Annotated in this window: 23 protein-coding genes and 1 pseudogene; 8 read left to right on the top strand and 16 right to left on the bottom strand. The window is 63.9% G+C overall.

Annotated features, from left to right (window positions below):
- Window positions 1–23 precede the first annotated feature (23 nt).
- Window positions 24–1,751, bottom strand: coding sequence for a methanol/ethanol family PQQ-dependent dehydrogenase (locus Q2941_RS22330; RefSeq protein ID WP_458193744.1), 1,728 nt, complete (start codon window positions 1,749–1,751; stop codon window positions 24–26).
- A 114-nt stretch (window positions 1,752–1,865) separates the two neighbouring features.
- On the bottom strand, window positions 1,866–2,519 hold the full coding sequence (locus Q2941_RS22325; protein WP_254111404.1) for a QcrA and Rieske domain-containing protein: 654 nt from the start codon (window positions 2,517–2,519) through the stop codon (window positions 1,866–1,868).
- Between the two features lie 69 nt (window positions 2,520–2,588).
- Here Q2941_RS22325 and Q2941_RS22320 point away from each other — a divergent pair, with 69 nt between their 5' ends.
- Window positions 2,589–2,804, top strand: coding sequence for a hypothetical protein (locus tag Q2941_RS22320; RefSeq protein ID WP_458193743.1), 216 nt, complete (start codon window positions 2,589–2,591; stop codon window positions 2,802–2,804).
- Here Q2941_RS22320 and Q2941_RS22315 read toward each other — a convergent pair.
- The 3 genes from Q2941_RS22315 to Q2941_RS22305 all read right to left on the bottom strand — a co-directional run bounded on the left by Q2941_RS22315 (window position 2,786) and on the right by Q2941_RS22305 (window position 5,799).
- A complete protein-coding gene (locus Q2941_RS22315) occupies window positions 2,786–3,181 on the bottom strand; it encodes a group III truncated hemoglobin (RefSeq protein ID WP_458193767.1) in 396 nt (131 codons plus the stop codon). The two genes, Q2941_RS22320 and Q2941_RS22315, sit on opposite strands and share 19 nt — an antisense overlap.
- Before the next feature lie 121 nt (window positions 3,182–3,302).
- Window positions 3,303–4,676 (bottom strand): cytochrome c oxidase accessory protein CcoG, encoded by a 1,374-nt coding sequence (gene ccoG, locus Q2941_RS22310; RefSeq protein ID WP_254111403.1) that lies wholly within the window; start codon window positions 4,674–4,676, stop codon window positions 3,303–3,305.
- Window positions 4,677–4,947: 271 nt separating this feature from the next.
- The gene (locus tag Q2941_RS22305) at window positions 4,948–5,799 is read right to left on the bottom strand and encodes a 3-hydroxybutyryl-CoA dehydrogenase (RefSeq protein WP_027525778.1); all 852 of its coding nucleotides are present in this window, start codon (window positions 5,797–5,799) and stop codon (window positions 4,948–4,950) included.
- A gap of 455 nt (window positions 5,800–6,254) precedes the next feature.
- Between Q2941_RS22305 and Q2941_RS22300 the strand changes: the two genes are divergently transcribed.
- The 3 genes from Q2941_RS22300 to Q2941_RS22290 are packed head-to-tail and all read left to right on the top strand — an operon-like array spanning window position 6,255 to window position 8,627.
- The gene (locus Q2941_RS22300) at window positions 6,255–6,740 is read left to right on the top strand and encodes a DsrE family protein (protein WP_458193742.1); all 486 of its coding nucleotides are present in this window, start codon (window positions 6,255–6,257) and stop codon (window positions 6,738–6,740) included.
- A gap of 25 nt (window positions 6,741–6,765) precedes the next feature.
- Entirely contained in the window at window positions 6,766–7,824 is a 1,059-nt protein-coding gene (locus Q2941_RS22295) for a TAXI family TRAP transporter solute-binding subunit (RefSeq protein WP_027525780.1), read from the top strand.
- Complete coding sequence (locus Q2941_RS22290) at window positions 7,821–8,627, top strand: type VI secretion system-associated protein TagO (protein WP_027525781.1); 807 nt, start codon at window positions 7,821–7,823, stop codon at window positions 8,625–8,627. Before Q2941_RS22295 ends, Q2941_RS22290 begins: the two co-directional genes overlap by 4 nt.
- 42 nt (window positions 8,628–8,669) lie before the next feature.
- Here the strand turns inward: Q2941_RS22290 and Q2941_RS22285 are convergent, their stop codons facing one another.
- The 5 genes from Q2941_RS22285 to Q2941_RS22265 form a co-directional block, all read right to left on the bottom strand.
- The gene (locus Q2941_RS22285; protein ID WP_305881682.1) at window positions 8,670–9,440 is read right to left on the bottom strand and encodes an amino acid ABC transporter ATP-binding protein; all 771 of its coding nucleotides are present in this window, start codon (window positions 9,438–9,440) and stop codon (window positions 8,670–8,672) included.
- Between the two features lie 34 nt (window positions 9,441–9,474).
- On the bottom strand, window positions 9,475–10,170 hold the full coding sequence (locus Q2941_RS22280) for an amino acid ABC transporter permease (RefSeq protein WP_458193741.1): 696 nt from the start codon (window positions 10,168–10,170) through the stop codon (window positions 9,475–9,477).
- A complete protein-coding gene (locus tag Q2941_RS22275) occupies window positions 10,167–10,961 on the bottom strand; it encodes an amino acid ABC transporter permease (RefSeq protein ID WP_458193740.1) in 795 nt (264 codons plus the stop codon). The genes Q2941_RS22280 and Q2941_RS22275 overlap by 4 nt, the downstream gene beginning before the upstream one ends.
- Window positions 10,962–11,025: 64 nt before the next feature.
- Window positions 11,026–11,928, bottom strand: coding sequence for an amino acid ABC transporter substrate-binding protein (locus Q2941_RS22270; protein ID WP_254111402.1), 903 nt, complete (start codon window positions 11,926–11,928; stop codon window positions 11,026–11,028).
- 41 nt (window positions 11,929–11,969) lie between these two features.
- Window positions 11,970–13,130: an aminotransferase class V-fold PLP-dependent enzyme gene (locus Q2941_RS22265; protein WP_027525786.1), complete on the bottom strand. Its 1,161-nt coding sequence runs from the start codon at window positions 13,128–13,130 to the stop codon at window positions 11,970–11,972.
- A 181-nt stretch (window positions 13,131–13,311) separates the two neighbouring features.
- Here Q2941_RS22265 and Q2941_RS22260 point away from each other — a divergent pair, with 181 nt between their 5' ends.
- Complete coding sequence (locus Q2941_RS22260; protein WP_027525787.1) at window positions 13,312–14,094, top strand: IclR family transcriptional regulator; 783 nt, start codon at window positions 13,312–13,314, stop codon at window positions 14,092–14,094.
- Between the two features lie 20 nt (window positions 14,095–14,114).
- Here Q2941_RS22260 and Q2941_RS22255 read toward each other — a convergent pair whose 3' ends face one another.
- The 4 genes from Q2941_RS22255 to Q2941_RS22240 all read right to left on the bottom strand — a co-directional run bounded on the left by Q2941_RS22255 (window position 14,115) and on the right by Q2941_RS22240 (window position 19,989).
- Window positions 14,115–15,041 (bottom strand): FAD binding domain-containing protein, encoded by a 927-nt coding sequence (locus Q2941_RS22255; RefSeq protein WP_027525788.1) that lies wholly within the window; start codon window positions 15,039–15,041, stop codon window positions 14,115–14,117.
- Entirely contained in the window at window positions 15,038–17,719 is a 2,682-nt protein-coding gene (locus Q2941_RS22250) for a molybdopterin-dependent oxidoreductase (protein ID WP_027525789.1), read from the bottom strand. The genes Q2941_RS22255 and Q2941_RS22250 overlap by 4 nt, the downstream gene beginning before the upstream one ends.
- Window positions 17,716–18,378, bottom strand: a complete 663-nt coding sequence (locus tag Q2941_RS22245) for a TetR/AcrR family transcriptional regulator (protein ID WP_458193739.1) — start codon at window positions 18,376–18,378, stop codon at window positions 17,716–17,718. Before Q2941_RS22245 ends, Q2941_RS22250 begins: the two co-directional genes overlap by 4 nt.
- 135 nt (window positions 18,379–18,513) lie before the next feature.
- Window positions 18,514–19,989 (bottom strand): FAD-binding oxidoreductase, encoded by a 1,476-nt coding sequence (locus tag Q2941_RS22240; RefSeq protein WP_458193738.1) that lies wholly within the window; start codon window positions 19,987–19,989, stop codon window positions 18,514–18,516.
- A gap of 219 nt (window positions 19,990–20,208) precedes the next feature.
- On the opposite strand from Q2941_RS22240, the gene hisC reads away from it, so the two are divergent.
- The gene (gene hisC / locus Q2941_RS22235) at window positions 20,209–21,261 is read left to right on the top strand and encodes a histidinol-phosphate transaminase (RefSeq protein WP_458193737.1); all 1,053 of its coding nucleotides are present in this window, start codon (window positions 20,209–20,211) and stop codon (window positions 21,259–21,261) included.
- Between the two features lie 22 nt (window positions 21,262–21,283).
- On the opposite strand, the gene Q2941_RS22230 is transcribed toward hisC, so the two are convergent.
- Window positions 21,284–22,354, bottom strand: coding sequence for a CobW family GTP-binding protein (locus Q2941_RS22230; RefSeq protein ID WP_458193736.1), 1,071 nt, complete (start codon window positions 22,352–22,354; stop codon window positions 21,284–21,286).
- Between the two features lie 120 nt (window positions 22,355–22,474).
- Here Q2941_RS22230 and Q2941_RS22225 point away from each other — a divergent pair, with 120 nt between their 5' ends.
- Complete coding sequence (locus Q2941_RS22225) at window positions 22,475–23,572, top strand: cyclase family protein (RefSeq protein WP_027525794.1); 1,098 nt, start codon at window positions 22,475–22,477, stop codon at window positions 23,570–23,572.
- A gap of 267 nt (window positions 23,573–23,839) precedes the next feature.
- Here Q2941_RS22225 and Q2941_RS22220 read toward each other — a convergent pair whose 3' ends face one another.
- The gene (locus Q2941_RS22220; RefSeq protein WP_035663766.1) at window positions 23,840–24,073 is read right to left on the bottom strand and encodes a hypothetical protein; all 234 of its coding nucleotides are present in this window, start codon (window positions 24,071–24,073) and stop codon (window positions 23,840–23,842) included.
- A gap of 290 nt (window positions 24,074–24,363) precedes the next feature.
- Here Q2941_RS22220 and Q2941_RS22215 point away from each other — a divergent pair.
- A pseudogene (locus Q2941_RS22215) lies at window positions 24,364–24,534 on the top strand (caspase family protein); the annotation flags it as partial.

The raw sequence follows: 24,534 nt of genomic DNA, 5'->3' as shown, positions 1-24,534 counted from the left end.
CCTCCAGGAACTTCTTCAGCGAGCTACTTCTTCAGCGCGAAGACCCAGATCACACCGCCCTGCGGCACGTTGGCTTCGATGCCGATGTTGTTGGTCGCGAGCGCATCCTGGATGCGTTGCGCATCGACGCCCCAGCCGGACTGAATCGCGACATATTGCGTGCCATCGACCTCGTAGGAGATCGGCATGCCCATGATGCCGGAGTTGGTCTTCTGCTGCCATAGCTGCTCGCCGGTCTTGGCGTTGAAGGCGCGGAAATAGCGGTCGTTGGTACCGCCGGCGAAGACGAGATCGCCTGCGGTCGCCGTCACCGAGCCAAACAGCTGCGACTTCGGGAAGTCGTGCTGCCACACCTTCTTGCCGGTCGCGGGATCCCAGGCCTGGAGCTCGCCGAAATGATCAGCACCGGGCTTCGCCTTCAGGCCGATGTCTTCCGGCTTGGTGCCGAGCCAGAGCTCGCCGGCCTTGAGCGCCACCTTCTCGCCAGTGAAGTCGCCGCAGAAGTTTTCGTTGGCGGGAACGTAGACGAGGCCGGTCTTCTGGCTGTAGGCCGCCGAAGGCCAGTCCTTGCCGCCCCACAACGACGGGCAGAACTCGACGCGTTTGCCAATCACGGGCTTATGCGCGGGATCGACGATCGGCCGGCCGCTCTCGGCATCGATGCCTTTCCAGACGTCGGTGGAGACGAACGGCCAGCCCGCGACATAGTTGATCTTGGTCGGCGTGCGCTCGAGCACCCAGAAGATCGCATCACGTCCCGGATGGATCAGGCTCTTGATCGAGCGGCCGTCGCGTTGCAGATCGACCAGCATCGGCGCGTCGACCTCGTCCCAGTCCCAGGAGTCATTCTGGTGATACTGGTGATAGGTCTTGATCTTGCCGTTGGCAGGATCGAGCGCGATCACCGACGAGGTGTAGAGATTGTCGCCGGGATGACTGTCGCCGGGCCATGGTGCAGCGTTGCCGACGCCCCAGTAGATCGTCTTCAAGTCCTTGTCGTAGGTGCCGGTCATCCAGGCCGAGCCGCCGCCGGTCTTCCAGTCGTCGCCCTGCCAGGTGTCGTGACCGGGCTCGCCCTCGCCTGGAATGGTGAAGGTGCGCCACAACTCCTTGCCGTCCTTGGCATCGAAGGCGGCGACGTAGCCGCGCACGCCGAGCTCGCCGCCGGAGCCGCCGACGATGACCTTGCCGTCGACGACGAGCGGCATCAGGGTCATGTACTGGCCCTTCTTGTAGTCCTGCACCTTCGTATCCCAGACCACCTTGCCGGTCTTGGCATCGAGCGCGACAACGTGGTCGTCGGTGGTGGCGAGATAGAGCTTGTCCTCCCACAGACCAACGCCGCGGCTGGTCGGATGGAGCTGGAACAGGTCGTCCGGCAATTGCCGCTTGTAGCGCCAGTATTCGTCGCCGGTCTTGGCGTTCAGCGCGATCACCTGCCCCATCGGCGTCGCCACGAACATCACGCCGTTGTTGACAATCGGTGGCGCCTCATGGCCTTCGATCACGCCGGTGGCGAAGGTCCAGACCGGTGTGAGATCCTTGACGTTGCCGGTGTTGATCTGGTCGAGCGGGCTAAAGCCCTGCCCATCATAAGTGCGGCGATACAGCATCCAGTTGCCGGGTTCCGGATTTTCCAGACGCTGCGAGGTGACTGGCGTGTAACTCTCGATCGGACCGGCGCCCGCGGAGGTCGAGACGATGCAGGTGAAGGCGACGAAGCCGGACAACAACCATTGTTTTCTGGTCATGGACGTTTCCCCTTTTGAATTCTTGCTGCTTGAATTCTTGAAGTTTGTTTGTCTCCTCGCCCGCACGCCTGCGGGCGCGACCGCTTCTGGCGCGCGGGTGCGACCCGCGGCTGATCACCCTGGCTGCTGGCCACCTACCTTTCCGATGAAATTGCCGGCGACGCTGAGCGCGCCGTCAGTGAGTGCCAGCGGCAACGCTGCAAGCCGTCGCGGCGCCGGCCCGAACACGACCTGCGCGCCCTGTCGCGGATCGTATTCGGAGTTGTGGCACATGCACTTGAACACCTCCTTGTCGCCGACATCGCTCTTGACCCAGGCGGTGACGGGACAGCCGGCATGGGCGCAGATCGCCGAATAGGCGACGATGCCATCCTGAGCACGCGCGCGCGTCTGATCGTCGAGCTCGGCGGGATCGAGCCGGATGATCAGGATCTCGTTGAGGCGCGAGGCGCTACGCACCACTGATGTCTTGGGATCCTTCGGCCAAGCGTGCACTGGCGGGCCACCAAGCGGCAAGTCGGCGATCGTGACGAGCTTGCCTTCCTGATCGCCTTCGGAGAACACCAGCACATCGCCCTTCTGCGGCCGCTCGTCGGCGCCGGGCGGATCCTCGCCCGCGGCGGCATGTCCGGAACCTGCAAAGCAGGCCGTGGTGGCGATTGCACCGATCAAAAGCGTTCGTCGCGTCTGCGCCGCGCAGACGCAGGCATCAGATTCCGCTGTGTTGTCGGAGGATGGACATGACGTGCTGTGCGTTGAATGCGCCATGTACGCTAGCAGGCGCTGGGACTCTGCCAAAAAGAAGGCGAAGAATTTGCGCCGCAGTGCATCATTCGCATGATGCTCGCTTTGATTGAATGCGAAAGTGCGCATTCACCGGCGTTTTTGCGATCGCAACGTCAAGATGCGCGACAGGGCATGATCATTTTGCAGATCAGATCGAACATGTTGGAATTGGTGCGACGCGCCATCGCATGGCGCATTGCAGATTCAATTCAAGGTGTCTGCACGTTTGTCAGGCAGGCATATCGTATTCAAGAGCGCAGCATGTGACGCGGCGTGAACATGCGTCCGCTTTGCGTCGCTGCCGCCATTTCAAAGCTGTCGGCAATGCGGCGTGCCTTGTCGATGAACAGAGCCGCTGCGGCCGGCGGGCAGACCTCGCGCGCAGTCTGCTCGAACAGATCGAGCCAGCGATCGAAATCATCGCCGATCAGGCTGAGCGGAAGATGCGCCCGCATCGGCTGGCCGTGATAACGGCCGGTGGTCAGCACCACCGACGACCAGAAATCGCGCAGCTTGGAAAGATGCTCATCCCAGTTCTTCACGATGGCGAACACCGGACCAAGCAACGCGTCCTCGCGCACCCGGCCATAAAACCTCGTGACGAGTTCCCCGATCATCGCCTCGTTGATCCCGGTTCGCTCCATCACGTCCTGGGCCAGCAGGCTGCGCCGCTCCGCCGCCGCTTTGCGATCGATCGTCATTCGGTCAGGCATCTCGCTCTCAGTATCCATTCGCGTTGTTCCAAGTCCTCGTGTTCCAGGCGCCTCAGCGCGCCACGAACCGGTCGGAGGTCGACAGCACCGTCCCTCCCGTTTCGTCGCGGGCGGTGAAAACCACATCGGCGTCCTTCGGACTCGCCGAGGTCAGGGTGACCCGTAGCGATTCCGAGCCGTCAGGCTCGACGGTGATGGGAGTTCCATCGTCGTGACCGACGATGCTCAGGCTGGCATCTATGCCTTTTATCGCCAAAGTGTAGTGGTGGGCGACGTTCGCCTTGTTGAGAAGCTTGACGGTGTAGGCATTTCTGACCGAGCCGTCGGACAAGGTCACGGCCAGGGGATCGCGGTCGTGCAGCACCGCTATAGCGCCCGTCGCCTTGGTTGCCAACAATCCGACCAGGCCGGCCGCCAATCCGACGCTGACGACCGTGAGCGCGATGGTTTTCGGGCGCAGCAAGCGTGAGACGCGGGCCTCGCCGCGATGGCCGCGCTCGATATTGCGCCAGCTTTCATAATCGATCAGGCCGCGAGGGCGATCCAGCCTGGTCATGACGCTATCGCAGGCATCGACACACAGCCCGCAATTGATGCAGGCGAAATTCGGCCCCTCGCGAATGTCGATCCCGATCGGACAGACATTGACGCACAGGCCGCAATCGACGCAGTCGCCGGCTGCCTCGCCGCGCGCGCGAAGTTCCGTGGCCTTCTTGGCCGACATGCGCTGCTCGCCCCGGTAGTCGCGATAATTGACCGTGAAGGCTTCCGGATCCCAGATCGCGCCCTGCAGCCGCGGCCAGGGGCACATGAAGGTGCAGACCTGCTCGCGCGCGAATCCCGCAAGGCCGTAGGTGGTCCCGGTGAAGACAGCGATCCAGGTCAGAGCCGTCGCGGAGACGTCACCGCCGGCAAACGCGCGAACGAGGCCGGGCGCATCCGTGAAATAGAAGATCAGCGTCCCACCCGTCATCAGTGAGATCAGTAGCCAGGCGCTGTGCTTGATGCCGATCCGGAGCGCCCGCGCGGCGGTCAGCGGAGTGTTCATGTCCTTCAGCCGCTCGCGCCGGTCGCCTTCAATCAGGCGTTCGACCAGGAGGAACAGGTCGGTCCAAACCGTTTGCGGACAGGCAAAGCCGCACCACACCCGTCCTGCAAGCGCGTTCGCGAGGATCAGGATGACCGAGGCGAGGATCAGCAGACCCGTGACGAGATAGAGGTCCTGCGGCCAGATCTCGATGAAGAACGCATAGAGCCGGCCATGCGCGAAGTCGAGCAGCACGGCCTGGTCGGGCGCGTTCGGCCCGCGGTCCCAGCGCAGGAACGGCGTGACGTAATAGATCGACAGCGTCAGGACGAGGATGGCCCACTTGATCCGCCGTATGCGTCCTGAAACGGCTTGCGGCACCACGCGCGATGTTGCCATTGCGGCTCTCTTGCGCGTGTCCGCCCTGGCCGCACCCGCTTTGGCGCGCGTGCGAGAGTGATCGATTTCAATGACAGTCATCGCGGTCCGCAGTCCCGATTTCGCTGGAGCAAGGCGACGGTAAGCGGATAGCGGCACGCCCTCTTTGTCGGGGCACAAACTTCGGAACGAAAGTGCAGATTTCGAGAATGGAACTGGCGGTCGTTCGAGCTGCCGGCCGCCAGTTACGGAAATGAGTTAGCCGCTTCGGCGATCGCGGCCTCAAGCTCCATCAGGCGCCGTAGGTGTAGAAGCCCTGGCCGGTCTTGCGGCCGAGATGGCCGGCATCGACCATTTCCTTGAGCAAGGGCGCCGGACGGTATTTCGGGTCGTTGAAACCTTTGTAGAAGACCTCCATCACCGACAGCATGGTGTCGAGCCCGACGAGATCGGCGAGCGCCAGCGGCCCGATCGGGTGGTTGCAGCCGAGCTTCATGCCGGCGTCGATTTCCTCGGCGGTCGCGATCCCCTCCTGGAGCGCGAAGATCGCCTCGTTGATCATCGGGCAGAGGATGCGGTTGACGGCGAAGCCCGGGCTGTTCTTGGCCGTGATCGCGACCTTGCCGACGCGCTGGGCGAAATCGAGCGCCTTCGCGTGGGTGTCGTCGGAGGTCTGCAAGCCGCGGATCAGCTCCAGCAGTTGCATCACCGGCACCGGGTTGAAGAAATGCATGCCGATGAAGCGATCGGGGCGATCGGTCGCGGCGGCGAGCTTGGTGATCGATATCGACGAGGTGTTGGTGGCGATCAGCGTGCGCGGCGACAGCGTCGCGCAGAGGTCCTTGAGGATCTTGACCTTGAGCTCCTCGTTCTCGGTGGCGGCCTCGATCACGAGGTCGCAGTCGGCGAGCTTGGCACGGTCGGTCGTGCCGGTGATGCGCTTGAGCGTCGCCTCGCGATCGGCCGCCGACATCTTCTCTTTCTTGACCAGGCGCTCGAGGCTGCCGCCGACGGTCGCAATCCCGCGGCTCACCGCCGCATCCGAGATATCGACCATCACGACGGAAAGCCCGGCCGCGGCACAGATCTGGGCGATGCCGTTCCCCATGGTGCCGGCCCCGATGATACCAACGGTTTGGATCATTGCTTCAAATCCTTCTCATCTTTCGGGCATGTAAACCGCCCTTCTGCCTGAACCAGGGACACCTCGCCTGTGGCGGACGGCCCGGTCCTGATAGGTTCTTCCTTAAAGCATCCATGGCGGGAATAAAGCCGCCTCTTCGGTCGCGGATGGCGCAATCTGGCATTCTCGCGGCCTGTCTGGCCCAAGCTACGCGCCTCGTGCGGCCCTCAGACGTGCCGAGGGCGGCCCGGGCAACGAGACATTGAGCTGCGGCCTCTCCGCTTAATCCATTGGGACTAGCATGAAGTAACGGCTGTCGGCGGGCGCAACGCGAGTTCATGGTCTGTCGCCCGGACGCGTCCGACGGAGAAGCGGCCGAGCGTGCATAGCCGAGCGCAGCATCAGGACGAGGCCGAGCGCAAAGGTCAGGCGACCTCTACCCGGATGCAGCGCCAAACGCAGAGGGGAGATAGCCTATGCGCAGCGCCCGAATCCAGATGGCCGCAGCCCTGCTCGCGACATTTGCTCTGACAAGCGCGCACGCCATGAACATGAAGCAGTCGGTCGGCGGGGGCGCGGCCAAGCCGGCGCCGCACCGGCTGGTGATCCAGGTCGACCAGAACGACCCTGGCGTGATGAATCTGGCGCTCAACAACGCCACCAACGTGCTCGAATACTATCGCAAGAAGGGCGAAGACGCCGACGTCGAGATCGTCGCCTTCGGTCCTGGACTCCATATGCTGCGTGCCGACACGACGCCGGTCGCCGAACGCATCCACGCCATGAAGGACCTCGCCTTTCCGGGCAAGGTGCGCTTTGCCGCCTGTGGCGTCACCCGGGAGGGCATGGAGAAGAAGGAGGGCAAGCCGCTCGAGCTCGTGCCCGAGGCTTCCATGGTCCCGTCGGGCGTCGTCCACATGATGGAACTGCAGGAGAAGGGGTGGAGCTACGTGCGGCCCTGAAGGGGGACGCGACAGGAGGATCGTGATGGTGCGCAGACTGCTGCTCGCGCTGATATTGCCGCTGCTCGTCGTGTCACTGCGCACGCCTCCGGCTGCCGCTCAGGATGCCGGCACCGCGCAGCGGTCCCGGGGCGTGGCCGCGCACGTAGCCCGCCCGGCGCAGGCGAGCCGGCCGCGAAGCGGAGAGCAGGAGATGAGAGACCGCGTCAATGCAGGCACGGTCGGGCTCGCCGCCGGTCTGCTGGAAGGCGCGCCGCTCCGTTTCGCCACCGAAATCTCGCGCGTCGTCAACGAGGGCGGGAAGGTGCACGTGCTTCCGGTCGTCACGCGCGGGCCGACCGAGAACGTCAACGACCTGCTCTATCTCAAGGGAATCGACATCGCGATCATCAACAGCGACTCGCTCGACGAATACCGCGCGCAGGTCCCCGAGGTCGGAAAGCGTATCGTGCACGTGATGAACCTGTTTCCGTCCGAGCTGCACGTTTTCGTGCGCCCCGAGATCAACTCGCTCGCCGAGCTCGCCGGCAAGAAGGTGAACTTCAACACGCAAGGCACCGCCGCCGCCTATTCCGGTCCGCTCATCTTCAGCCGTCTCGGCATCGAGGTGGAGAAGACCTTCCTGCCCCATCCGGTCGCGCTGGAACAGATGCTGCGGGGCGAGATGGCTGGCGTCGTGTTCGTCACCTCCAAGCCGGTGGATGCTTTCGTGAAGCGCAAATGGGGCGAAGGCTTCAAGTTCCTGCCGGTGCCGTACGGCCCGAAACTCTCCGACTACTACGTCCAGGCCCGGCTGACCCCGGCGGACTATCCCGCGCTGGTGCCTGCGGGCAAGGACGTCGAAACCATCGCGGTACCGACGGTCCTCGTTGCCTATAACTGGAATCCGGGCACTCCACGCTACGACAGCGTCACAGCCTTCGTGAACGAGCTGTTCGGCAAGCTCGACCAGTTGCGCGCGTCGGGCTTCGACCCGAAGTGGAAGGATGCCGATCCCGCCGCCACCGTCCCCGGTCTGCAACGCCTAAAGGCGGCGGAGAGCTGGAAAGATGGCCAAGTGGCGAACCGGTCGGGGGCGCCGTGAGACGGGCGGCGGTGGTCCTCGTCGCGAGCCTGGCGCTCGCGGAAGCTCGCGCTCAACCAGCATCCGACTCCACCAGGAACCTGGAGGACTGCTTCGCCCTGACGCGCGCGGCCGAAGCCGCTTGCGACCAGCCAGGTGGCAGCACCACCATGCGTCTCGAATGCCGGCTGAAGGCGCACAGCGCCGAGAAGGCGTGTGTCGACCACCTGATCGCGCATCTGGGCAAAGGCAAGCCACAGAATGATGAGCCCGCAGAACTCTCTACCCAGACGCTGCGGGAGCGATCCCGGCCGGCGCCGGAAAAAACACCGCCCCGGCGCGACAATGCGACCACAGAAGCGCAAGCCGGAAAGGGCTGGGTGATGGGCGAGACCACCTCTCCGGTCGACTTCTCGCCGCTTCTCGTCGCCAAGCTGTACGCGCTTCCTCCCGTCGCGGCCAATGCCCCCGAGATTCTCCTCCTGCGCTGCCGCAAGCAGCGGACCGAGATGTCCCTCAGTGTCAACGGTGCGTGGCGGGCATCGCGCGATGGTGTCGTCGAGGTCACGATCTCCGTCGACGAACCGACGACGGCGCGACTGCGCTGGCCACTCTCAACCGACGGCCGCACGGCTTCCATGCCGGAGGACGCAACCGAAGCGGTACGCACGCTCCGCGGAGGACGAACGTCGATCTCCGTGACCGACGGCGCGGGCCACAACACCAGCTCGATCTTTGATCTCGCCGGCATCGATGCCGTCCGCTCAAGGCTCGCAAGCACCTGCCACTGGCCGAATGCAGCGGCTCAATCAGGCGCGCGATGACGGCTCGTTGACAGTGCTCCTTGGGCGAATTCGTGCTCTCGCCTAGTGGATGATCTGGTTGAGAAAGCCCTTCGCCCGCTCCGTGCGAGGCGAGCTGAAGAAACTCGCAGGCTCCCCCTCCTCGACGATGCTGCCCTGGTCCATGAACACGACGCGGTCGGCGACCTCGCGCGCAAAGCCCATTTCGTGGGTCACGCACACCATGGTCATGCCTTCGCCTGCGAGCTGCACCATCGTGTCCAGCACCTCCTTGACCATCTCGGGATCGAGCGCGGAGGTCGGCTCGTCGAACAGCATAATCTTCGGCTGCATGCACAGCGCGCGGGCGATGGCGACGCGCTGCTGCTGGCCGCCCGAGAGCTGCGCGGGATATTTGTCCGCCTGACCGTGAATGCGAACCTTCCTGAGCAAGCCCATCGCACGCTCGTGCGCTTCGGGACGCGAGAGTCCTCGCACCTTCATCGGCGCCAGCATGCAGTTCTCGACGACCGAGAGGTGCGGGAACAGATTAAAGCTCTGGAACACCATGCCGACCTCGCAGCGAACGCTGTTGATGTCGGCCATGCGGTTCACCAGCTCCACGCCGTCGACCACGATCCGGCCGCCGTCATGCTTCTCGATGTGGTTGATGCAGCGGATCAGGGTCGACTTGCCGGAGCCGGAGGGGCCGCACAGAACGATCTTCTCGCCCTTCGCGACCGTGAGATGGACATCATTCAGCGCGGTAAAGCCGCCGAACCGCTTCACCAGATTCTCCACGACGACGATCGCAGAAGAATGATTGCTCGGGTTCACCGCGCCTTCCTGTCGCATCTTCGTGTTCCTCTCAGTTTTCAAAGCCGCTTCGCTACCGGTGCGCGCCGCCGAGCGCGTATCGCCGCCGGAGCGATGCGACACACTGCGACGCTGCCGAACTGATGGCGAGATAGACGACCGCCACCACGAGATACATCTCGACGAGCCGGCCGTTGAGCTGCGCGAGCTTCGAGGCCGCGCCGAGGAGATCGGTCAGCGAGAGCACGTAAACCAGCGAAGTGTCCTGGAACAGGATGATGGTCTGGCTCAGGATGATCGGGCTCGCGACCCGGATCACCTGCGGCAGGATCACGCATCGATAGGTATCGAAGGTGGAAAGCGCGAGCGCCTGGCAGGCTTCAAACTGGCCCTTGTTCACCGCGCGCAATCCGACGCGGATAATCTCGGAATAATAGGCCGCCTCGAACAGGCCGAAAGTGATGAAGGCCGTCCAGGTGGCGCCGATCGGGACTGGACGGCCGTTGCCTGAGAGGTGCCCAAGCACGATCGGCACCAGGAAGAAGAACCAGAACAGCACGAGGATCAACGGAATCGAGCGGACCAATGCGATATAGCTGCGCACGATCTGGCTGACGACGGGGACCTCGAAATGCTGCACGAGGGCGAAGCAGGTCCCCAGCATCATGCCGATGACGAAGGCTGCAGCAGTCAGCGCGAGGGAGAACAGCAGTCCCGACCACAGATAGGGCCAGGCCTGAAGGAGGATCGAGAAATCGAGGCTGTTCATTTCACGACCTCCATTCCGTGGGGCAAGGCGGTGCCAGACTGCACGTCGTCCGCCAAGATCGGCTCGACCGCATCCTTCGCGGGCGTGGAGCCCGGGATACGCACGGCCTTGTCGATGAGCATCATCGATTGATAGGCGATGAGCGCGAGCACGAGATAGATCAGCGTCGCCGCACCGAAGGCGGTGAAGGTCTGGAATGTCGCTTCGCTGAACTGCCGCGCCTGCGCGGTCAACTCCATCAGGCCGATCGTGAGCGCCACGGACGTATTCTTGTAGATGCCCATGACCTCGCTGGTCAGGCTCGGCACGATAAGCCGCAGCGCCTGCGGGACGATGACGTGGCGATAGGTCAGGAGGGGAGAGAGCCCCAGCGCGTTGGCCGCCTCGGTCTGGCCCTTCGGCAAGGCCTCGATGCCCGCGCGCACCTGCTCGGCAATGCGCGCGGCGGTGTAGAGACCGAGGCACACCAGCGCCGGGAAGAACGATCCCCAGGGCGGCGGGATCTGCTTGATGGCGTCGCCGAGGCGGCTGGGGAGGATCTCCGGCAACACGAAGTACCAGAGAAACATCTGCACCAGCACCGGGATATTCCGGAATATCTCGACATAGAGCCGTGCGAGCGCCGTCACGAGCCGGTTCTGCACGGTACGGCCGATCCCGACGATGACGCCGACGGCGAAGGCGATCCACCAGCCGAAGAAGGCCAGCGCCAATGTCCAGCCGAGACCGGCGAGAAGCCAGTCGATATAGCGCTGGCCATCCGCCGTCTGTTCAAAAAGCACTCCGAACATCGCAAACCTCAGAGTTAACGGTGCGAGCGAAGGCGGTCTTGGTCGAGTCCCGCGGCGTTTCCGGTCAGTCGACCGCGTCGCTGGGCCTCGCGATCCGCTCCATCAGCGTATCAGTGAGCGGAAAAGCGAGGTTCTCACCCTTGGGCGGGATCGGCCTGGTGAACCATTTCGTGTAGGTCTTCTCGAACTGGCCCGACGCCATCTGTTTTGACAGAACGTCGTCGACGAGTGCCTTGAAGCCGGCATCGCCTTTCGCGAACATCAGCCCATAGTAGATTCTCGCATAGCCTTCGGGAAGGAAGATCAGCGCGTCCGGCTTAGGCGCTGCGGCCTTGAGGCCTGCGAGAAGGATGTCGTCTTCCATGAAGGCTGCGGCACGTCCCGTATTCAACATCAGGAATGATTCCGCGTGATCCTTGGCCTGGACGATGTTGAGGCCGAGCTGCTCTTTGGCGTTTACGCCTTGCGCGAAGCCGATCGCGTTGGAGCCCTGCGTGACGACGATCGTCTTGCCCTTGAGATCGCCGGCGGTCTTCAGGCCGCTGTCCGCCTTGACCAGCCAGCGTGGCTGACTGACGAAAGTCGTCACCGAGAATGACACCTGCTCCTGCCGCTTCTTGTCGTTCGCCGTACTGCCGCATTCGATATCGACGGTGCCGCTCTGAATCAGCGGAATCCGGTTGGACGAGTTCACCGGCGTGTAGTTGACGGTGAGATTGGGCAGGTTGAGTTCCGTCTTGATGCGCTCGACGATGGCGGCGCAGAGATCCTGCGAGAAGCCGATCGGCTTTTGATCGGGACCGAGGTAAGAGAACGGGATCGAGGTCTCGCGGTAGCCGATCGTGATCGCGCCGCCGGACTTGATCTTGGACAGCGTCGGGCTGTCAGCGGCGGCCGACGGCTCGACCATTGCGATGACGGCCACAAGGCCCGACAGGGCCCCCAGCATCCGTGCAAAATTCCTCATGTCCTGCACCCTCCTCTCATATCTCTGGCCCTGGCGGCCTTCTAGGCAGCCTTGGATGATGTCTTCACGCCGCGCCGGCGGATGAGCTCGATCAAGCGATCGACATCCGCTGATTTGTTGAACATGCCGAACGACACGCGAATGCCGTCCCGTTCCGGCGACACACGCACGCCGTTCTCTTCGAAGTAGCCAAGCCATTCGGCCGCAGGCAGCGCGACGACGTAGATGTGCGGCGCACGGTGCTTCCGGTCGCGCGGACCGACGAGCCGGATATCGAGCGCATCGAGCTCTGCGATGAGATGATCGCCGAGATCGAAGCAGTGGTTCTGGATGTTCCCGACGCCGATCTGCGCGATCAGGTCGAGCGAGGCGCCAAGCGCGTGGATCGCCGGAAGGTTGAAGTTGCCGAGTTCGAAGCGACGGGCGCTCGGAGCCGGCGCGAGCCTATCAGGGCGGGCGATGAGATCGGCCGGGATCTCCGCAAGGCTTGCGGCAGCGAGATAAGCGGGCTCGAGCTCCGCTTGCGCACTGTCCCAATAAAGGAGCCCAAGCCCCTGGGGAACGAGCAGGCCCTTGTGACTGCCCGACCCGATGAAGCTCGCGCGGATGGCCTTTGCATCGATCGGCACCACGCCGATCGCCTGCATCACGTCGACGATGAAATGGAGCCCCTTTTCCGCGCACAGCGCGCCGACGCTGTCGACATCGAAGCGGTGGCCGGCGTGAAAGGTCACATGGGACATCGAGATCGCGCGGGTGTTCGCATCGATGTGGGAACGAAAGCTCGCCGCATCGACGACATCGGTCATCGGTACGAACCGTACCTCGACGCCCTGCCGTTGCAGGTTGAGGAAGGCGTATGCGTTGTTCGGGTGATCGCCGTGAACCATCAGGACATTGTCACCCGCCCGCAGCCGCAGGGCGTTCGCGGCAATATTCATGCTTTCCGAGGTGTTCTTGGTGAAGGCGATCTCGTCGGCGGACACGCCGAGGAAGCGCGCGACCTTCGCACGCGTCTGCTCGACGCGGTCGAGCCACACGCTCTTTGGGCCGGCCGTCTCGAGGCTCTCGCGGAGAAAGAGGTCGATTGCCGCCTTCACGGGGCGCGCGAGTGGCGCCTGAAATCCGGAGTCGAGATAGGTCATCCGCTCGGCAGCCGGGAATTCCTTCCGCACGGCATCGACGTCGTAATGACCTGACATCCCACTCTCCTGTTCGGCGCGTTGCCTGTCGGGCCCGGTTTGCGTTGCACAAATCCTGTTCACCGACTGGCGGAGCCAACGATATGAGCAGCAAGGGAAAACCGTCCAATATATTTTTCATATTTCAGTAGTTTTAGTTCCGAAAACTGATAATTTATTGCCGCGACTTGAGGAGACGCGAATGGCGGAGCCAGCCAAGACCGAAGGACCACTTGATCGCGCCTTTGCGATCGTCGGGCACATCGCCAGTCAAACCAAAGCCGTATCGGTCGCCGAGATCGCCCAGGCGCTTGGCCTTCCGCTTCCGACCGCCCATCGGTTGATCGGAAACCTTGAGGAACGCGGCCTGGTTCAGAAGGCGCTCGGGACCAAGCGCTACGTCGTGGGCAATCAGCTCGTCACCCTGGCCGCCAAGGTCATTGGCGCAGCATTCCGCACCGCGCGCCGGCATGCCGTGCTGCGCGCGGTCGCCGGGGAAATCGGCGAGCAATGCGAGATCGGCGTCGTGCGCGACAACATGGTGGCTTATGTCGACAGCGTCCGCGTCTCGCAACCACAGGGACTCCAATTCAATCCGGGCGAAGCGGCGCCGCTGCACTGCACGTCGACAGGCAAGATCTATATGAGCCGCCTGTCGGAGAAAGCGCGCGAGAAGCTGTGCCGCGCGCTCACGCTGACGAAATTTACGGACACGACGATCGCAGACTACGACACCCTGCTGGGTGTGCTCGCGGAGACGCGCGCACGCGGCTGGGCCAAAACCAACGAGGAGTACGTCAAGGGCGTGGTTGGATGCGCCGTCCCCATCCTGTCGCCCGACCGTGAGCTGATCGCGTGCCTGGGCGTCTCCGTCCCGGCGGCCCGCGTGAGCTTCGCCGAACTCGACCGTTTCATCGCCCCGCTTCAGAAGGCCGCCGCGCTCCTGTCGGAAACGATCCTGCAGGACGATGATGATGGTGGATGAGAGCGAGGGCCACGGCCAATCTACTTCGCAATCCGCTCCACCACGTCCCGCACCAGGCCGACCAACAGCTCGAGCTTGTATCCGGTCATCGGCAGCGGCCTTGCCCCTGATGTCGCGAGCTGCGCTGCTTGTGCGATAACTTCCGCGTTTGCCGGCTTTCCCTCCAATGCGACCTGGCACGCCGTCAGCCGCAGCGGCACCGGGGCGACCCCGCCAGCGGCAATGCGGACATGCTGGAAGATGCCGCCGGATACCACTGCGCGCGCGCAGACTTCGACCAGCGGCCATTCCGCATAGCTGCGGCTGATGGCACGCTGGTAGCAGGCGCGCTCGGAGGCGAGCGGCGCGGGAAGTGAGATGGCCTCGATCTTTTCGCCCGGCTCGAGCGCATGGTCCGCGGCGCCGTTGGTACCGTCGCCAACGAAATCAGGCAACGACAATCGGCTGCGCCGGTCTGTCGTGATCGTCGCGTCATAGACGAGCAGCGCCATCGCCATGGTCGACGGATGTGGGGCCACGCAAGGTCCGAGGTCGAATGCGGCGTGATAAAGATGATTGCCCGATCGCGCCGGGCAATCGGAGCCGCCCTTCTTGAGACAGCCGATCTGCGGATTGCGGAAATACCAACAGCGCGAACGCTGAGCGAGGTTGCCGCCGAGCGTTGCCAGATGCCGGATCTGCGGCGTGGCGAGGCCTTGCGCGGCAGCGGCGATGCCTGGATAGGCATCCTGGATACGTACATCGGACGCAATCGCCGCGATCGTGGTGAATGCGCCGATGCGGGCCGAGCCGTCCGCAGCCCAGTCGATCCCGATCGTGCCTGACGTCACGGGGAGATCGACGATCGGCCCACGCGACACGCCGCTGCGGCGGCGCTCGGACAGATCCGTGCCGGCGGCGCGGAATTCGGGTGCGCTGCCCGCCGATATTGCTGACGAGGCGTTCATGCCGCAGTCCTCCCCTTCAAGGCGGCGACGATGCGGTCGGGCCGGATCGGAATTTCGGCGAGGCGAACGCCGATCGCATTAAAAATCGCGTTCGCGACGGCAGGCGATGTCGGCACCGTCGCCACCTCACCGAGGCCGACGCTGTTGCCGAGTACATGATCGAAACCAGCCTCGTCAAAATGCACGTCGATCTCGGGCGTATCCGCGATGCCGGGGATGCGATAATCCTCCATGCCGGCGGTCAGGACGTCGCCGCTGAGCGGATCGACCTCGCGGGCCTCGTAGAGCGCGTAGCCGAGCCCCTGGATCACCGCACCGCAGGCCTGGCTGTGCGCGAGCGGAGGCGCCGCGATCTTCCCGACCGCTATTCCCGTGTGCACCTTGAGCACGCGCACGTGGCCGAGCCAGGCATCAACCTCGACTTCAATCACCTGCACCGAGCTCGGCACGCCCGCGCCGATGACGATGTTGGAGTTGCGCCGCATCATCCAGCCGAACACGACGCCGAGAAGCCCGAGGTCCTTCAGCGGCGAGCGGATGCCGGGCGCCGTGTTCTTCCCATCCTCGCCACGCGTCTCCGAGATAGCGATATCTGCCGAGCGCGCGATCAGCTCGCGCCATGGCGCATTCGAGCCCGGCGCGGGCTTGCGCGTGGCTTGCTCGAGGAGCGCGGCTTTCAGCTTCTGGATCGCCGTCAGCGTCGGCGGCAGCACCGAGGCGGTGACGCGGCTGCCACCGGAGCCGGGGCCTTCGGGGAGCGACGAGTCGCCGATGCGCACCTCGACCTCATCAGCCTCGAGATCGAATTCGCGAGCGACCGTATCAGCCAGAACGCTGCGGGTACCGGTCCCGATATCCTGTGTCGCTGTCGATGCAACGATGCGGCCGCCCTTGACCGCGACCTCGACCTTGACCTTGGGCTGCCAGAGATAGAGCCAGTAACCGGTCGCCACACCAACACCGCGGCGATAGCGACCGCTCCCGGCCGACGTCCGATTGCGCCAGGTGTCGAGGCTCAAGGCCCAGTCATAGAGCCTTTGCCTATTGGGATCCGGGTCCCAGCGCTTGCGCAAGGCAATCGGATCGACGGCGAGCCGCAGCGCGGCCTCGTCGACCGCCTGCTCTACTGCAAATGCCATCGGCGGACCGCCGGGGCCGCGGAACGCCGCGCCCGGCGGCAGATTGCTGATGACGTCGAAATCCCTGAGGTCCTTGGCTTCGGCCGGATACATCAGCCGCGCCAGACCCGCGATCGTCGAGTTGGTCGCGGCGCCCGTATCGGCGTGCGCCGTGACGGAGAGCGCCTTCAACTCACCCCGATCAGAGGGCAACAGCGCGACCTTCACCTCCGCGGCCGGACGATAGCCGGCAACCGACAATTCTTCATGACGGTCATAGACAACTCTTACCGGCGCATTCGCCGCGCGTGCGAGTTCGACCGCGGCAATCGTCTCGGCGCCGATGCTCGCCTTCGAGCCGAAACCGCCGCCGACATGATCGGCGATCACGCGGACGCGCGCAGGATCGAGCTTGAAGCGCTTGGCGATCTGCTCCTTCAGATGGACCACCCACTGCGACGAGGCGTGCACCGTCAACTCCTCGCCATCGAAACGCGCCACCGCGGCATGCGGCTCGAGACAGGCATGCTGCTGCGTGCCGGTACGGAATGTTCCCTCGACGAGAAGACTGTTGCTCGCCTGCCGCGCCTCGTCCACCCAGTTGCGCGCCCTTTTGGCACGCCTGGCAAACACCGAGGTCGGCCCGCGAACGTTCCGCTTCCATGGCGCGGGCCCGCCGGCCGCTTCCGAAACATTGCCCGCTCTCTTGCGGCTCGCCCGGTCGAACACCACGGGCGCATCATCTTTCCGCGCCGCATCGAGCCCGATCACCGCGGGTAGCGGTTCGCTGGTCGGCTTGATCGCGGCGAGCGCCGCGAGCGCTGTCTTGCGGTCCTTCGCTGCGACCGCCGCGATTGGCTCGCCGACATAGCGCACGATGCGATCGTCGGAAAGCAGCGACACAGCGGTGACGCCGTCAAGCGCACGCGCGGGGGCCAGGTCGAGCACCGTGATGCGCGCATGCGCGTCACGCGAACGCAGAATCACGCCCTCGAGCTGACCGTCATGCCTGATATCTACGGTATACCTTGCCGCGCCCGTCACCTTGTCGCGCGCCTCGATGCGTGGACTTGCGAAATGACCGCCGTCGAAGCGGCCGGCACAGGCATCCGCCACGGCGCGAAAGATCGCATCATAGGCGCCGCAACGGCAGAGATGGCCTGACAGCGCCGCACCGATCTCCTCGCGCGAGGGCACGGCCGTCCCCTTCGCCGCGCGCCAGCGATCGCAGAACGCAGCCGCCTCCAAGATGAAGCCGGGCGTGCAGAAACCGCATTGCAAGGCGTCATGCGCCATGAACGCCTTCTGCACCGGGTGCAGCTCCTGTGCGCCAATGCCTTCCACCGTCGTCACGGATTTTCCAGCGGCGGCACGCGCCGGCATCAGGCAACTCGCGATCGGGACGCCGTCGACGAGCACCGTGCAGGCGCCGCAGACGCCGCCACCGCAGACGAGCTTGGTGCCGGTGAGACCGAGCTGATCGCGCACGACATCGATGAGCAGCGCATCGGGATCCTCAGGCAGAGGCTCGACGCGGCCGTTGATGATCATCGTATTCATGGACGTGCTCCGGCTTTGCTGCGTGAGGATCGTTCTCTGGTCCCGGCCTTGCTCGCGGGCGGCTCCTGCGACTTCGGCACAGCGCCGGCGCAGAGCGTCCGCACCATCATCGCCATGTCCTTCAGGAAGGCCTCTGCCGGCTGCATCGCCGGATGCTGCGACTTCGATCCGTGTACGGCCATCTCGACGAGCCGCGCGAACTCGGCCGCCGACAGGCCCTGCGGCAGCGCAAGCTTCTGCTTGCGCGCAACCCGCGCGATCGTGGCGACCAGTCGCTCGGCATAAAGCGCTGCGTATTTCTGATAGAGGTCACGTCCATGCACGAGGTGCTCGGAATACAGCTCCTCGATATGCGGCGAGCCGTCGAAGGATCCGATCATGGCCCGCATCCGCGCCGTCATGCCGGCGACGAGAATGTCGGCGAAGCTGCGGCCCGCCTTCTCCGCCCCGCTGATTGCCGTCTCCTCGGCCGCAATGGCCGTCTCGTGCACGCGCTCGATGACGGCGCGGAACAGCGCTTCCTTGGATTCAAAATGATGATAGAGCGCCTGCCGCGTCAGGCCGGCGGCCTCGGCCACCTGCTCGATCGAGGAGCGGCGAAAGCCGTGGCGGCGAAACACCAGCATGGTCGCGTCGAGAATGCGCGTCTTCGGTCCCATTTGTCGATTTTGACAAAATATGAAGAACTGTCAAATCGCGATTTGGTGAGCCCGGCGTCGCACCATTGCGATCGGGCAAGCTGCAGGCACAGCCTTCCTCGCGCTTTCCGCGACTTGCGGTTCGCCAGGCGCGTATCACAGCCGCAGGATCTTGCCCGGGTTCATGATGTTCCTCGGATCGAGCGCCCGCTTGATCGTGCGCATGACGTCGAGCTCGATCTTCGAGCGGTAATGCGCGAGTTCGTCGATCTTCTCGATGCCGATGCCGTGCTCCGCCGAGATCGAGCCGGCCATGGAGGCGATGATGTCGTTCACGCTCCGGGTGATCGCGGCGGAATATTGTGTGAGCGTCTCGCGATCCATGCCCTTCGGCCCCATGAAGGAGAAATGCAAATTTCCGTCCCCGATATGGCCGAGCGGATAGGGGCGGATCGTCGGAAGGATGTCGAGGACGGCCTTGAGACCCTTGTCAATGAGTTCAGGAATTCTGGAGATCGCGACCGACACGTCGTAGCTGAGACCAAGTCCTTCGGCACGCGCGGCCTCGGCCACGCTTTCGCGAATGCGCCACATGTTGCGCGACTGCGCCTCTGTTTGGGCGATCACCGCATCGAGCAGGCGGCCCGCCTCCAACTGATCGGCCAAGAACTGCTCCATCTTCTCCGACATGCCCGCGCTGCCGTCCAGCCGCGGCCGGGATGACGACCATTCGAGCAGGAGATACCATGCCGTGTCCGCCTTGAGCGGATCCTGCGTGCCCGGGATGTGGCGCAGCACCATGTCGGTGCATGCGCGGCTCATGAGCTCGCAGGAGCCGACATTGTCGTCGGAGGCGACGTATGCTTCCGAGAGGATCTCGATGGCGGCCTGTGGATCGCGGATCGCCAGCCATGCCGTGCATACGTCCTTCGGGGCCGGCCACACCTTCAGCACCGCCTTGGTGATGATGCCGAGCGTGCCTTCGGCGCCCATGAAAAGATGCTTGAGGTCGTAGCCGGTATTGTCCTTCTTGAGCGCGCGCAGCCCGTCCCAAACGCCGCCGTTCGGCAACACGACCTCGAGGCCCAGAACCAGGTTGCGAGCATTGCCATAGCGCAGCACCTGCACGCCGCCTGCATTGGTGGAGAGATTACCCCCGATCATGCATGAGCCCTGCGACCCGAGGCTGAGCGGAAAGAAGCGGTCGTGGCGCGCCGCCGACTCCTGGATCGTCTCGAGGATGCAGCCCGCCTCCACGGTCATGGAATAACCGACCGGATCGACGTTCAGCACATGATTCATCCGGCCGAGCGACAGCAGGATGCCGCGGTGGGTTGGCCACGGCGTGGCCCCGCCCATCAAGCCGGTGTTGCCGCCCTGCGGCACGATGGCAATGCCGTTGTCGTGGCAGAGCTTCACGACCTCGGAGACCTCGGCCGTATTGGCCGGACGCACGACCGCGGCGGCCTGCCCGACCAGCGCCCCCCGCCACTCGGTCACGAAGGGCTGCTTGTCGTGCTCGTCGAGGATCAGGCCCTTGTCACCCACGATCTTCCGCAAGGCGTCGAGGATGGGCGCCGTCACGGGCGCGCCAGGAACGGACGGATCGGTGGGAAGGACTGCAACCGGCATATGTTCCTCTCTTAACGGCTCGGCTTGTACGCCCGCCTTCGTTCTTGTTGTCGGTCGTTTTCGACCTTGGGTGCTGACCCTAGCATGGAGCCTTCGCTTGCAGGAACGTGCTGACCTCCGACGTTTGTGCAGATCAGGTTCGAGCTTCGAACACGAGCGGGCTTTCGCTCACGATCCCCATACCCTACTGTGATACGATCAGCCCCTAGGTCAGAGATCATGAGCCGCTTCTGGAATCCCGTCGTCCACACCTTGTCACCCTACGTACCGGGCGAGCAGCCGAAGCAGGACGGCGTCGTCAAGCTCAACACCAACGAGAATCCCTATCCGCCCTCGCCGCGCGTGCTCGCGGCGGTCGCATCGGCCGCGGAGCGGCTCCGCCTCTATCCCGATCCACGCGCATCGCAGCTGCGCGAGGCGATCGCCGCCCACTACAAGGTCGCGCCCGAAGAGGTGTTCGTCGGCAATGGCTCGGACGAGGTGTTGGCCCATACCTTCCAGGCGCTTTTAAAGCACGACGCACCGCTTCTGTTTCCCGACGTCACCTACAGCTTCTACCCCGTCTACTGCGGCCTCTATGGGGTCGCTCACGAGGAGGTGCCGCTCGATGCCGCAATGCGGGTGCACATTGCCGACTACCGGCGGCCATGCAGCGCGATCCTTCTCTGCAATCCGAACGCACCGACCGGCATCGCGCTTCCGCGCGATACGATCGCGGCGCTGCTCACCGAGCATCCGGATCAACTCGTGGTGATCGACGAGGCCTATGTCGATTTCGGCGCCGAGAGCGCCGTGCCGCTTGTCGCACGCCACGACAATCTGCTTGTCATCCAGACCTTCTCGAAATCGCGGGCGCTCGCCGGCCTACGGGTCGGCTTTGCGATCGGGCAGCGGCCGCTGATCGAGGCGCTTGAGCGGGTGAAGGACAGTTTCAACTCCTACCCCATCGATTGCCTCGCCCTCGCCGGCGCCACTGCCGCCATCGCGGACGACGCGTGGTTTGAGCAGACGCGTGCGCGCATCATGGCGAACCGCGAAACGCTGACGCGGGACCTCTCTGGGCTCGGCTTCGAGGTGCTGCCATCGCAGGCCAACTTCGTCTTCGCGCATCATCGGAGCCAAGGCGGCGCCGATCTCGCCGCTGCGCTCCGGCAACGCGGCGTCCTGGTCCGGCATTTCAAAAAGCCGCGCATCGAGAACTTCCTGCGCATCACGGTCGGCACGGAGGAGCAGTGCGGCCGGCTGATTGACGTGCTGCGCGGCTTGATCTGATCGCGCGCTGGTTCGGGCCCCCTCACGCTGCGGCGCGAACGGCCCGCCAGAGCGCGAGCACCTCCTCGCGCGCGATGTTGCGGGTGATGAAGACGATGCGCGAGCGGCGGTCGGCATCGGGCCATTTGGCGAGCGCCACCGGCGGATGGAAGACGTGGTGCACGCCGTGGACTGCGACCGGCGTCGGCTCGCCGCGGAGGTTGAGAATCCCCTTGACGCGCAGGAGATCCTCGCCGCGCCCGGAGCGCAGATGCGCAAGCCAGCTCGAGACGGCCATCCAGTCGAGTGGCTCGTCGAAAGCGAGCATGAAGCTGCCGATCGATGCATCGTGATGGTGATGGTGATGGTGATGGCCATGATCGTGGTCGTGACGGAGGTGCGCGTGCTTCGCCTTGCGAGGCGTCACAAAGGCCTGCTCATTGAGCCAGCGCGCGACGTCGACCGTCTTCTTCTCGGGATCAATGAGGCCGGCGCCAAACAGCCGCGCCGGATCGATCTTACCATGCGCCACGCGTTCGATTCCGGCACCGGGGTTGAGCCGGCGCAGGCGCGCTTCCAACGCTGTGGTGTCGCCGGCCAGATCAGACTTGGTGATCAGCAGCCGGTCGGCAAGCGCGACCTGTTTCACCGCCTCGTACTGGCGGTCGAGTTGCAGCTCGGCGTTGACGGCATCCACCGTGGTCACGACGGCATCGAGCCGCAGGAAATGCGAGATCAGCGGATTGTTCAGGAGTAGCTGCACGATCGGCGCGGGATCGGCAAGACCCGTGGTCTCGATGAGGATACGGTGGAACGGCGGCACCTCGCTGCGGTCGCGCCGTGCAAGGAGCCCGCGCAGCGTCTCCTCGAGGTCGCTGCGGACGGTGCAGCAGATGCAGCCGCTCGCGAGCACGGCCACCTCGCCATCGACACGCTCGACGAGAAGATGGTCCAGGCTGACTTCACCGTATTCGTTGATGATGACCGCGCTGTCCTTCATGTCGCCGTGGCGCAGCAAGTGATTGAGCAGCGTCGTCTTGCCGCTGCCGAGAAAGCCGGTGATCAACGACACCGGTAGCCGCTCGGCGGATTTGTCGCTCTCGAACAGGCTCATCAGCGTCCCTCACCTTTTGGCCGTCTTATTTTTGTCGCTGGACAACAACCTAACGTAGGAGGAGCATGCCGAAAACAATTTAGAGCCCGGCTTCTCTGGGCCACAACCTGGGAGAGTAAAATGCCTAATGAAATCAAGGGCGAAGAACAGCAAGGCGGAATGAGCACGACCGATCGTCGGACCTTGCTCCGCACGGCAGGCCTCGCCGGCGCCGCAGGGGCAGCGCTCGCGGGCACGATGCATGGCAAGTTCTCGCTCGCGCCGGTTAGCGAAGCCCAGGCGCAGACTCCCATCTCCATGCCCAAGGGAACAGACAAGCCATGGTGGCCCTCGAAATGGGGCCCGGAAGACGAGGCTGGCGCTTCCAACCACATCACACCGGAAAAAGTTCTCGACGCGGCGAAATGGATCAAGGACGGCAAGATCTACAAGATCGGCCGCGTCTACGAAGGCGGCATGCCGCTGTTCGGTCCGCGCGCCTTCACGCTGCGCATCCCCGGCGGGCCGACCGGTGGTCCGTTCGGCGACAACAAGCTCGTCTATCACGACGAGTTTCTCTCCACCGAGATCGGCCAGACCGGCACGCAGTTCGACGGCCTCGGCCACATCGGCATCCAGCTCGGCAAGGACGGCGACAAGAGCGAGATGCGGTTCTACAACGGTCACACCGCGGCGGAGATCAGCGACGCTTACGGCCTGAAGAGGCTCGGCGTCGAGAAGCTCAAGCCGCTGTTCACCCGTGCCCATCTGATCGACATGGTCGCGCTCAAGGGCGGGATGATGGATGCCGGCCAGGAGATCACCTCGGCCGACATCAAGGCGGCGCTGGCCAAGCAGAACATGTCGGAGAGCGACATCAAGCCGGGCGATGCGATCATGTTCCACACCGGGTGGGGTTCGCTCTGGATGAAGAACAATGATCGCTTCAACAGCGGCGAGCCGGGCATCGGGCTGGACGCTGCGCGATGGGTGATCGAAAAGGACCTCGCGCTCACCGCGGCCGACACCTGGGCGGTCGAAGTGGTGCCCAATCCCGACAAGTCGCTCGCCTTCGTGGTGCATGCCGAGCTGCAAACCAAGCACGGCATCCACAACCACGAGAACCTGATCTTCGACGAACTGATCGCCGACAAGAAGTACCAGTTCGTCTATTGCTTCGCCCCGGCGCCCATCAAGGGCGCCACGGGCAGCAATGGTTGCCCGATCGCGATCACGTGATGATGGCGCACCGGCGCGCGGGCGGAAGCACCGCCCGCGTGCGCTCTGGCTCCTGCCATCAGCCGCTACGGATCAGCGTGCCCGAGAGCGGATTCCACACGGTATTGCCGCTACGGTCCGTTGCCTTCATAGCGACATACAGACGATGATGTTCGACGCGAGACGTGGATACGCCCGAATGCTGGCGCCGTGACGCGAAAGGAATTGTCTGCTTCAACTTAAAAAAGTGAGGAACGAAGGAACTCCAGCCGTCCGCACTGACAGCGTTCACGCTGCCACGATATCTTCCGGTCGCATCTGATTCGCATTGGCGGTTTGTTGTGGCTGCGCCAGCTCATTCGAGCTGGCCGTGCATTCCCTGAAATGCTCCTGCAGAGCAGCGTCTGCGGCATGCTCCCAGTATTCCGCCTCAGCGAGCAGCTTCCAGCTTCCGTCAGGACGATATGCAGCGCTCTGTCGGCAGAGCGAGGCCATTGCACGCAGGCGGCGCACGGTTTCCATTCCCTTCCTCCCCTTTCTTGCCGGTCTACTTTCTTGACGTGTTTTCCCACAGCTTAATTTCTATTTCTGCATCTGTGCCATCATGATTATGATTCAGAACTATTTTTTCGCTCCTCGATTAACCCGTCAGGCGAATGGACGCCGCGCTTGTTGCGATCCAGTTTCGGTTCCCCTTCACATCGATTTCGAACGCTGCTCTCGCCGTCTCTGTCTCCGTGTTAATACGACCTCCGATCGGGGCCATCATGAACCGACGCCGGCTTTTTCTCGGATTTGTCCTTGCCGCTGCGCTCGCGGCGGTTACCCCGGCTACTGCGTCGCCCGATGGCAAGCGGGTTGCGCTAGTGATCGGAAACGGCGCCTACAAGAGCGTGCCGGCGCTGCCCAACCCACCCAACGATGCCGGCGACGTCGCAGCCGCGCTCAGGCGTCTCGGCTTCACGGCTGTCTCTTATACACAT

It is taken from the genome of Bradyrhizobium sp. UFLA05-153 (genome assembly GCF_054185185.1).
The sequence above is the reverse complement of the archived record's forward strand: the minus strand, read 5'-3'. Positions and strand labels throughout refer to the sequence as shown.

Excerpts from the sequence above, each read along its gene's own strand:
- Q2941_RS22330 (WP_458193744.1), bottom strand. The coding sequence starts at position 1,751 with ATGACCAGAAAACAATGGTTGTTGTCCGGCTTCGTCGCCTTCACCTGC.
- Q2941_RS22325 (WP_254111404.1), bottom strand. The coding sequence starts at position 2,519 with ATGGCGCATTCAACGCACAGCACGTCATGTCCATCCTCCGACAACACA.
- Q2941_RS22320 (WP_458193743.1), top strand. The coding sequence starts at position 2,589 with ATGATGCTCGCTTTGATTGAATGCGAAAGTGCGCATTCACCGGCGTTT.
- Q2941_RS22315 (WP_458193767.1), bottom strand. The coding sequence starts at position 3,181 with ATGGAGCGAACCGGGATCAACGAGGCGATGATCGGGGAACTCGTCACG.
- ccoG (WP_254111403.1), bottom strand. The coding sequence starts at position 4,676 with ATGGCAACATCGCGCGTGGTGCCGCAAGCCGTTTCAGGACGCATACGG.
- Q2941_RS22305 (WP_027525778.1), bottom strand. The coding sequence starts at position 5,799 with ATGATCCAAACCGTTGGTATCATCGGGGCCGGCACCATGGGGAACGGC.
- Q2941_RS22300 (WP_458193742.1), top strand. The coding sequence starts at position 6,255 with ATGCGCAGCGCCCGAATCCAGATGGCCGCAGCCCTGCTCGCGACATTT.
- Q2941_RS22295 (WP_027525780.1), top strand. The coding sequence starts at position 6,766 with ATGGTGCGCAGACTGCTGCTCGCGCTGATATTGCCGCTGCTCGTCGTG.
- Q2941_RS22285 (WP_305881682.1), bottom strand. The coding sequence starts at position 9,440 with ATGCGACAGGAAGGCGCGGTGAACCCGAGCAATCATTCTTCTGCGATC.
- Q2941_RS22280 (WP_458193741.1), bottom strand. The coding sequence starts at position 10,170 with ATGAACAGCCTCGATTTCTCGATCCTCCTTCAGGCCTGGCCCTATCTG.
- Q2941_RS22275 (WP_458193740.1), bottom strand. The coding sequence starts at position 10,961 with ATGTTCGGAGTGCTTTTTGAACAGACGGCGGATGGCCAGCGCTATATC.
- Q2941_RS22270 (WP_254111402.1), bottom strand. The coding sequence starts at position 11,928 with ATGAGGAATTTTGCACGGATGCTGGGGGCCCTGTCGGGCCTTGTGGCC.
- Q2941_RS22265 (WP_027525786.1), bottom strand. The coding sequence starts at position 13,130 with ATGTCAGGTCATTACGACGTCGATGCCGTGCGGAAGGAATTCCCGGCT.
- Q2941_RS22260 (WP_027525787.1), top strand. The coding sequence starts at position 13,312 with ATGGCGGAGCCAGCCAAGACCGAAGGACCACTTGATCGCGCCTTTGCG.
- Q2941_RS22255 (WP_027525788.1), bottom strand. The coding sequence starts at position 15,041 with ATGAACGCCTCGTCAGCAATATCGGCGGGCAGCGCACCCGAATTCCGC.
- Q2941_RS22250 (WP_027525789.1), bottom strand. The coding sequence starts at position 17,719 with ATGAATACGATGATCATCAACGGCCGCGTCGAGCCTCTGCCTGAGGAT.
- Q2941_RS22245 (WP_458193739.1), bottom strand. The coding sequence starts at position 18,378 with ATGGGACCGAAGACGCGCATTCTCGACGCGACCATGCTGGTGTTTCGC.
- Q2941_RS22240 (WP_458193738.1), bottom strand. The coding sequence starts at position 19,989 with ATGCCGGTTGCAGTCCTTCCCACCGATCCGTCCGTTCCTGGCGCGCCC.
- hisC (WP_458193737.1), top strand. The coding sequence starts at position 20,209 with ATGAGCCGCTTCTGGAATCCCGTCGTCCACACCTTGTCACCCTACGTA.
- Q2941_RS22230 (WP_458193736.1), bottom strand. The coding sequence starts at position 22,354 with ATGAGCCTGTTCGAGAGCGACAAATCCGCCGAGCGGCTACCGGTGTCG.
- Q2941_RS22225 (WP_027525794.1), top strand. The coding sequence starts at position 22,475 with ATGCCTAATGAAATCAAGGGCGAAGAACAGCAAGGCGGAATGAGCACG.
- Q2941_RS22220 (WP_035663766.1), bottom strand. The coding sequence starts at position 24,073 with ATGGAAACCGTGCGCCGCCTGCGTGCAATGGCCTCGCTCTGCCGACAG.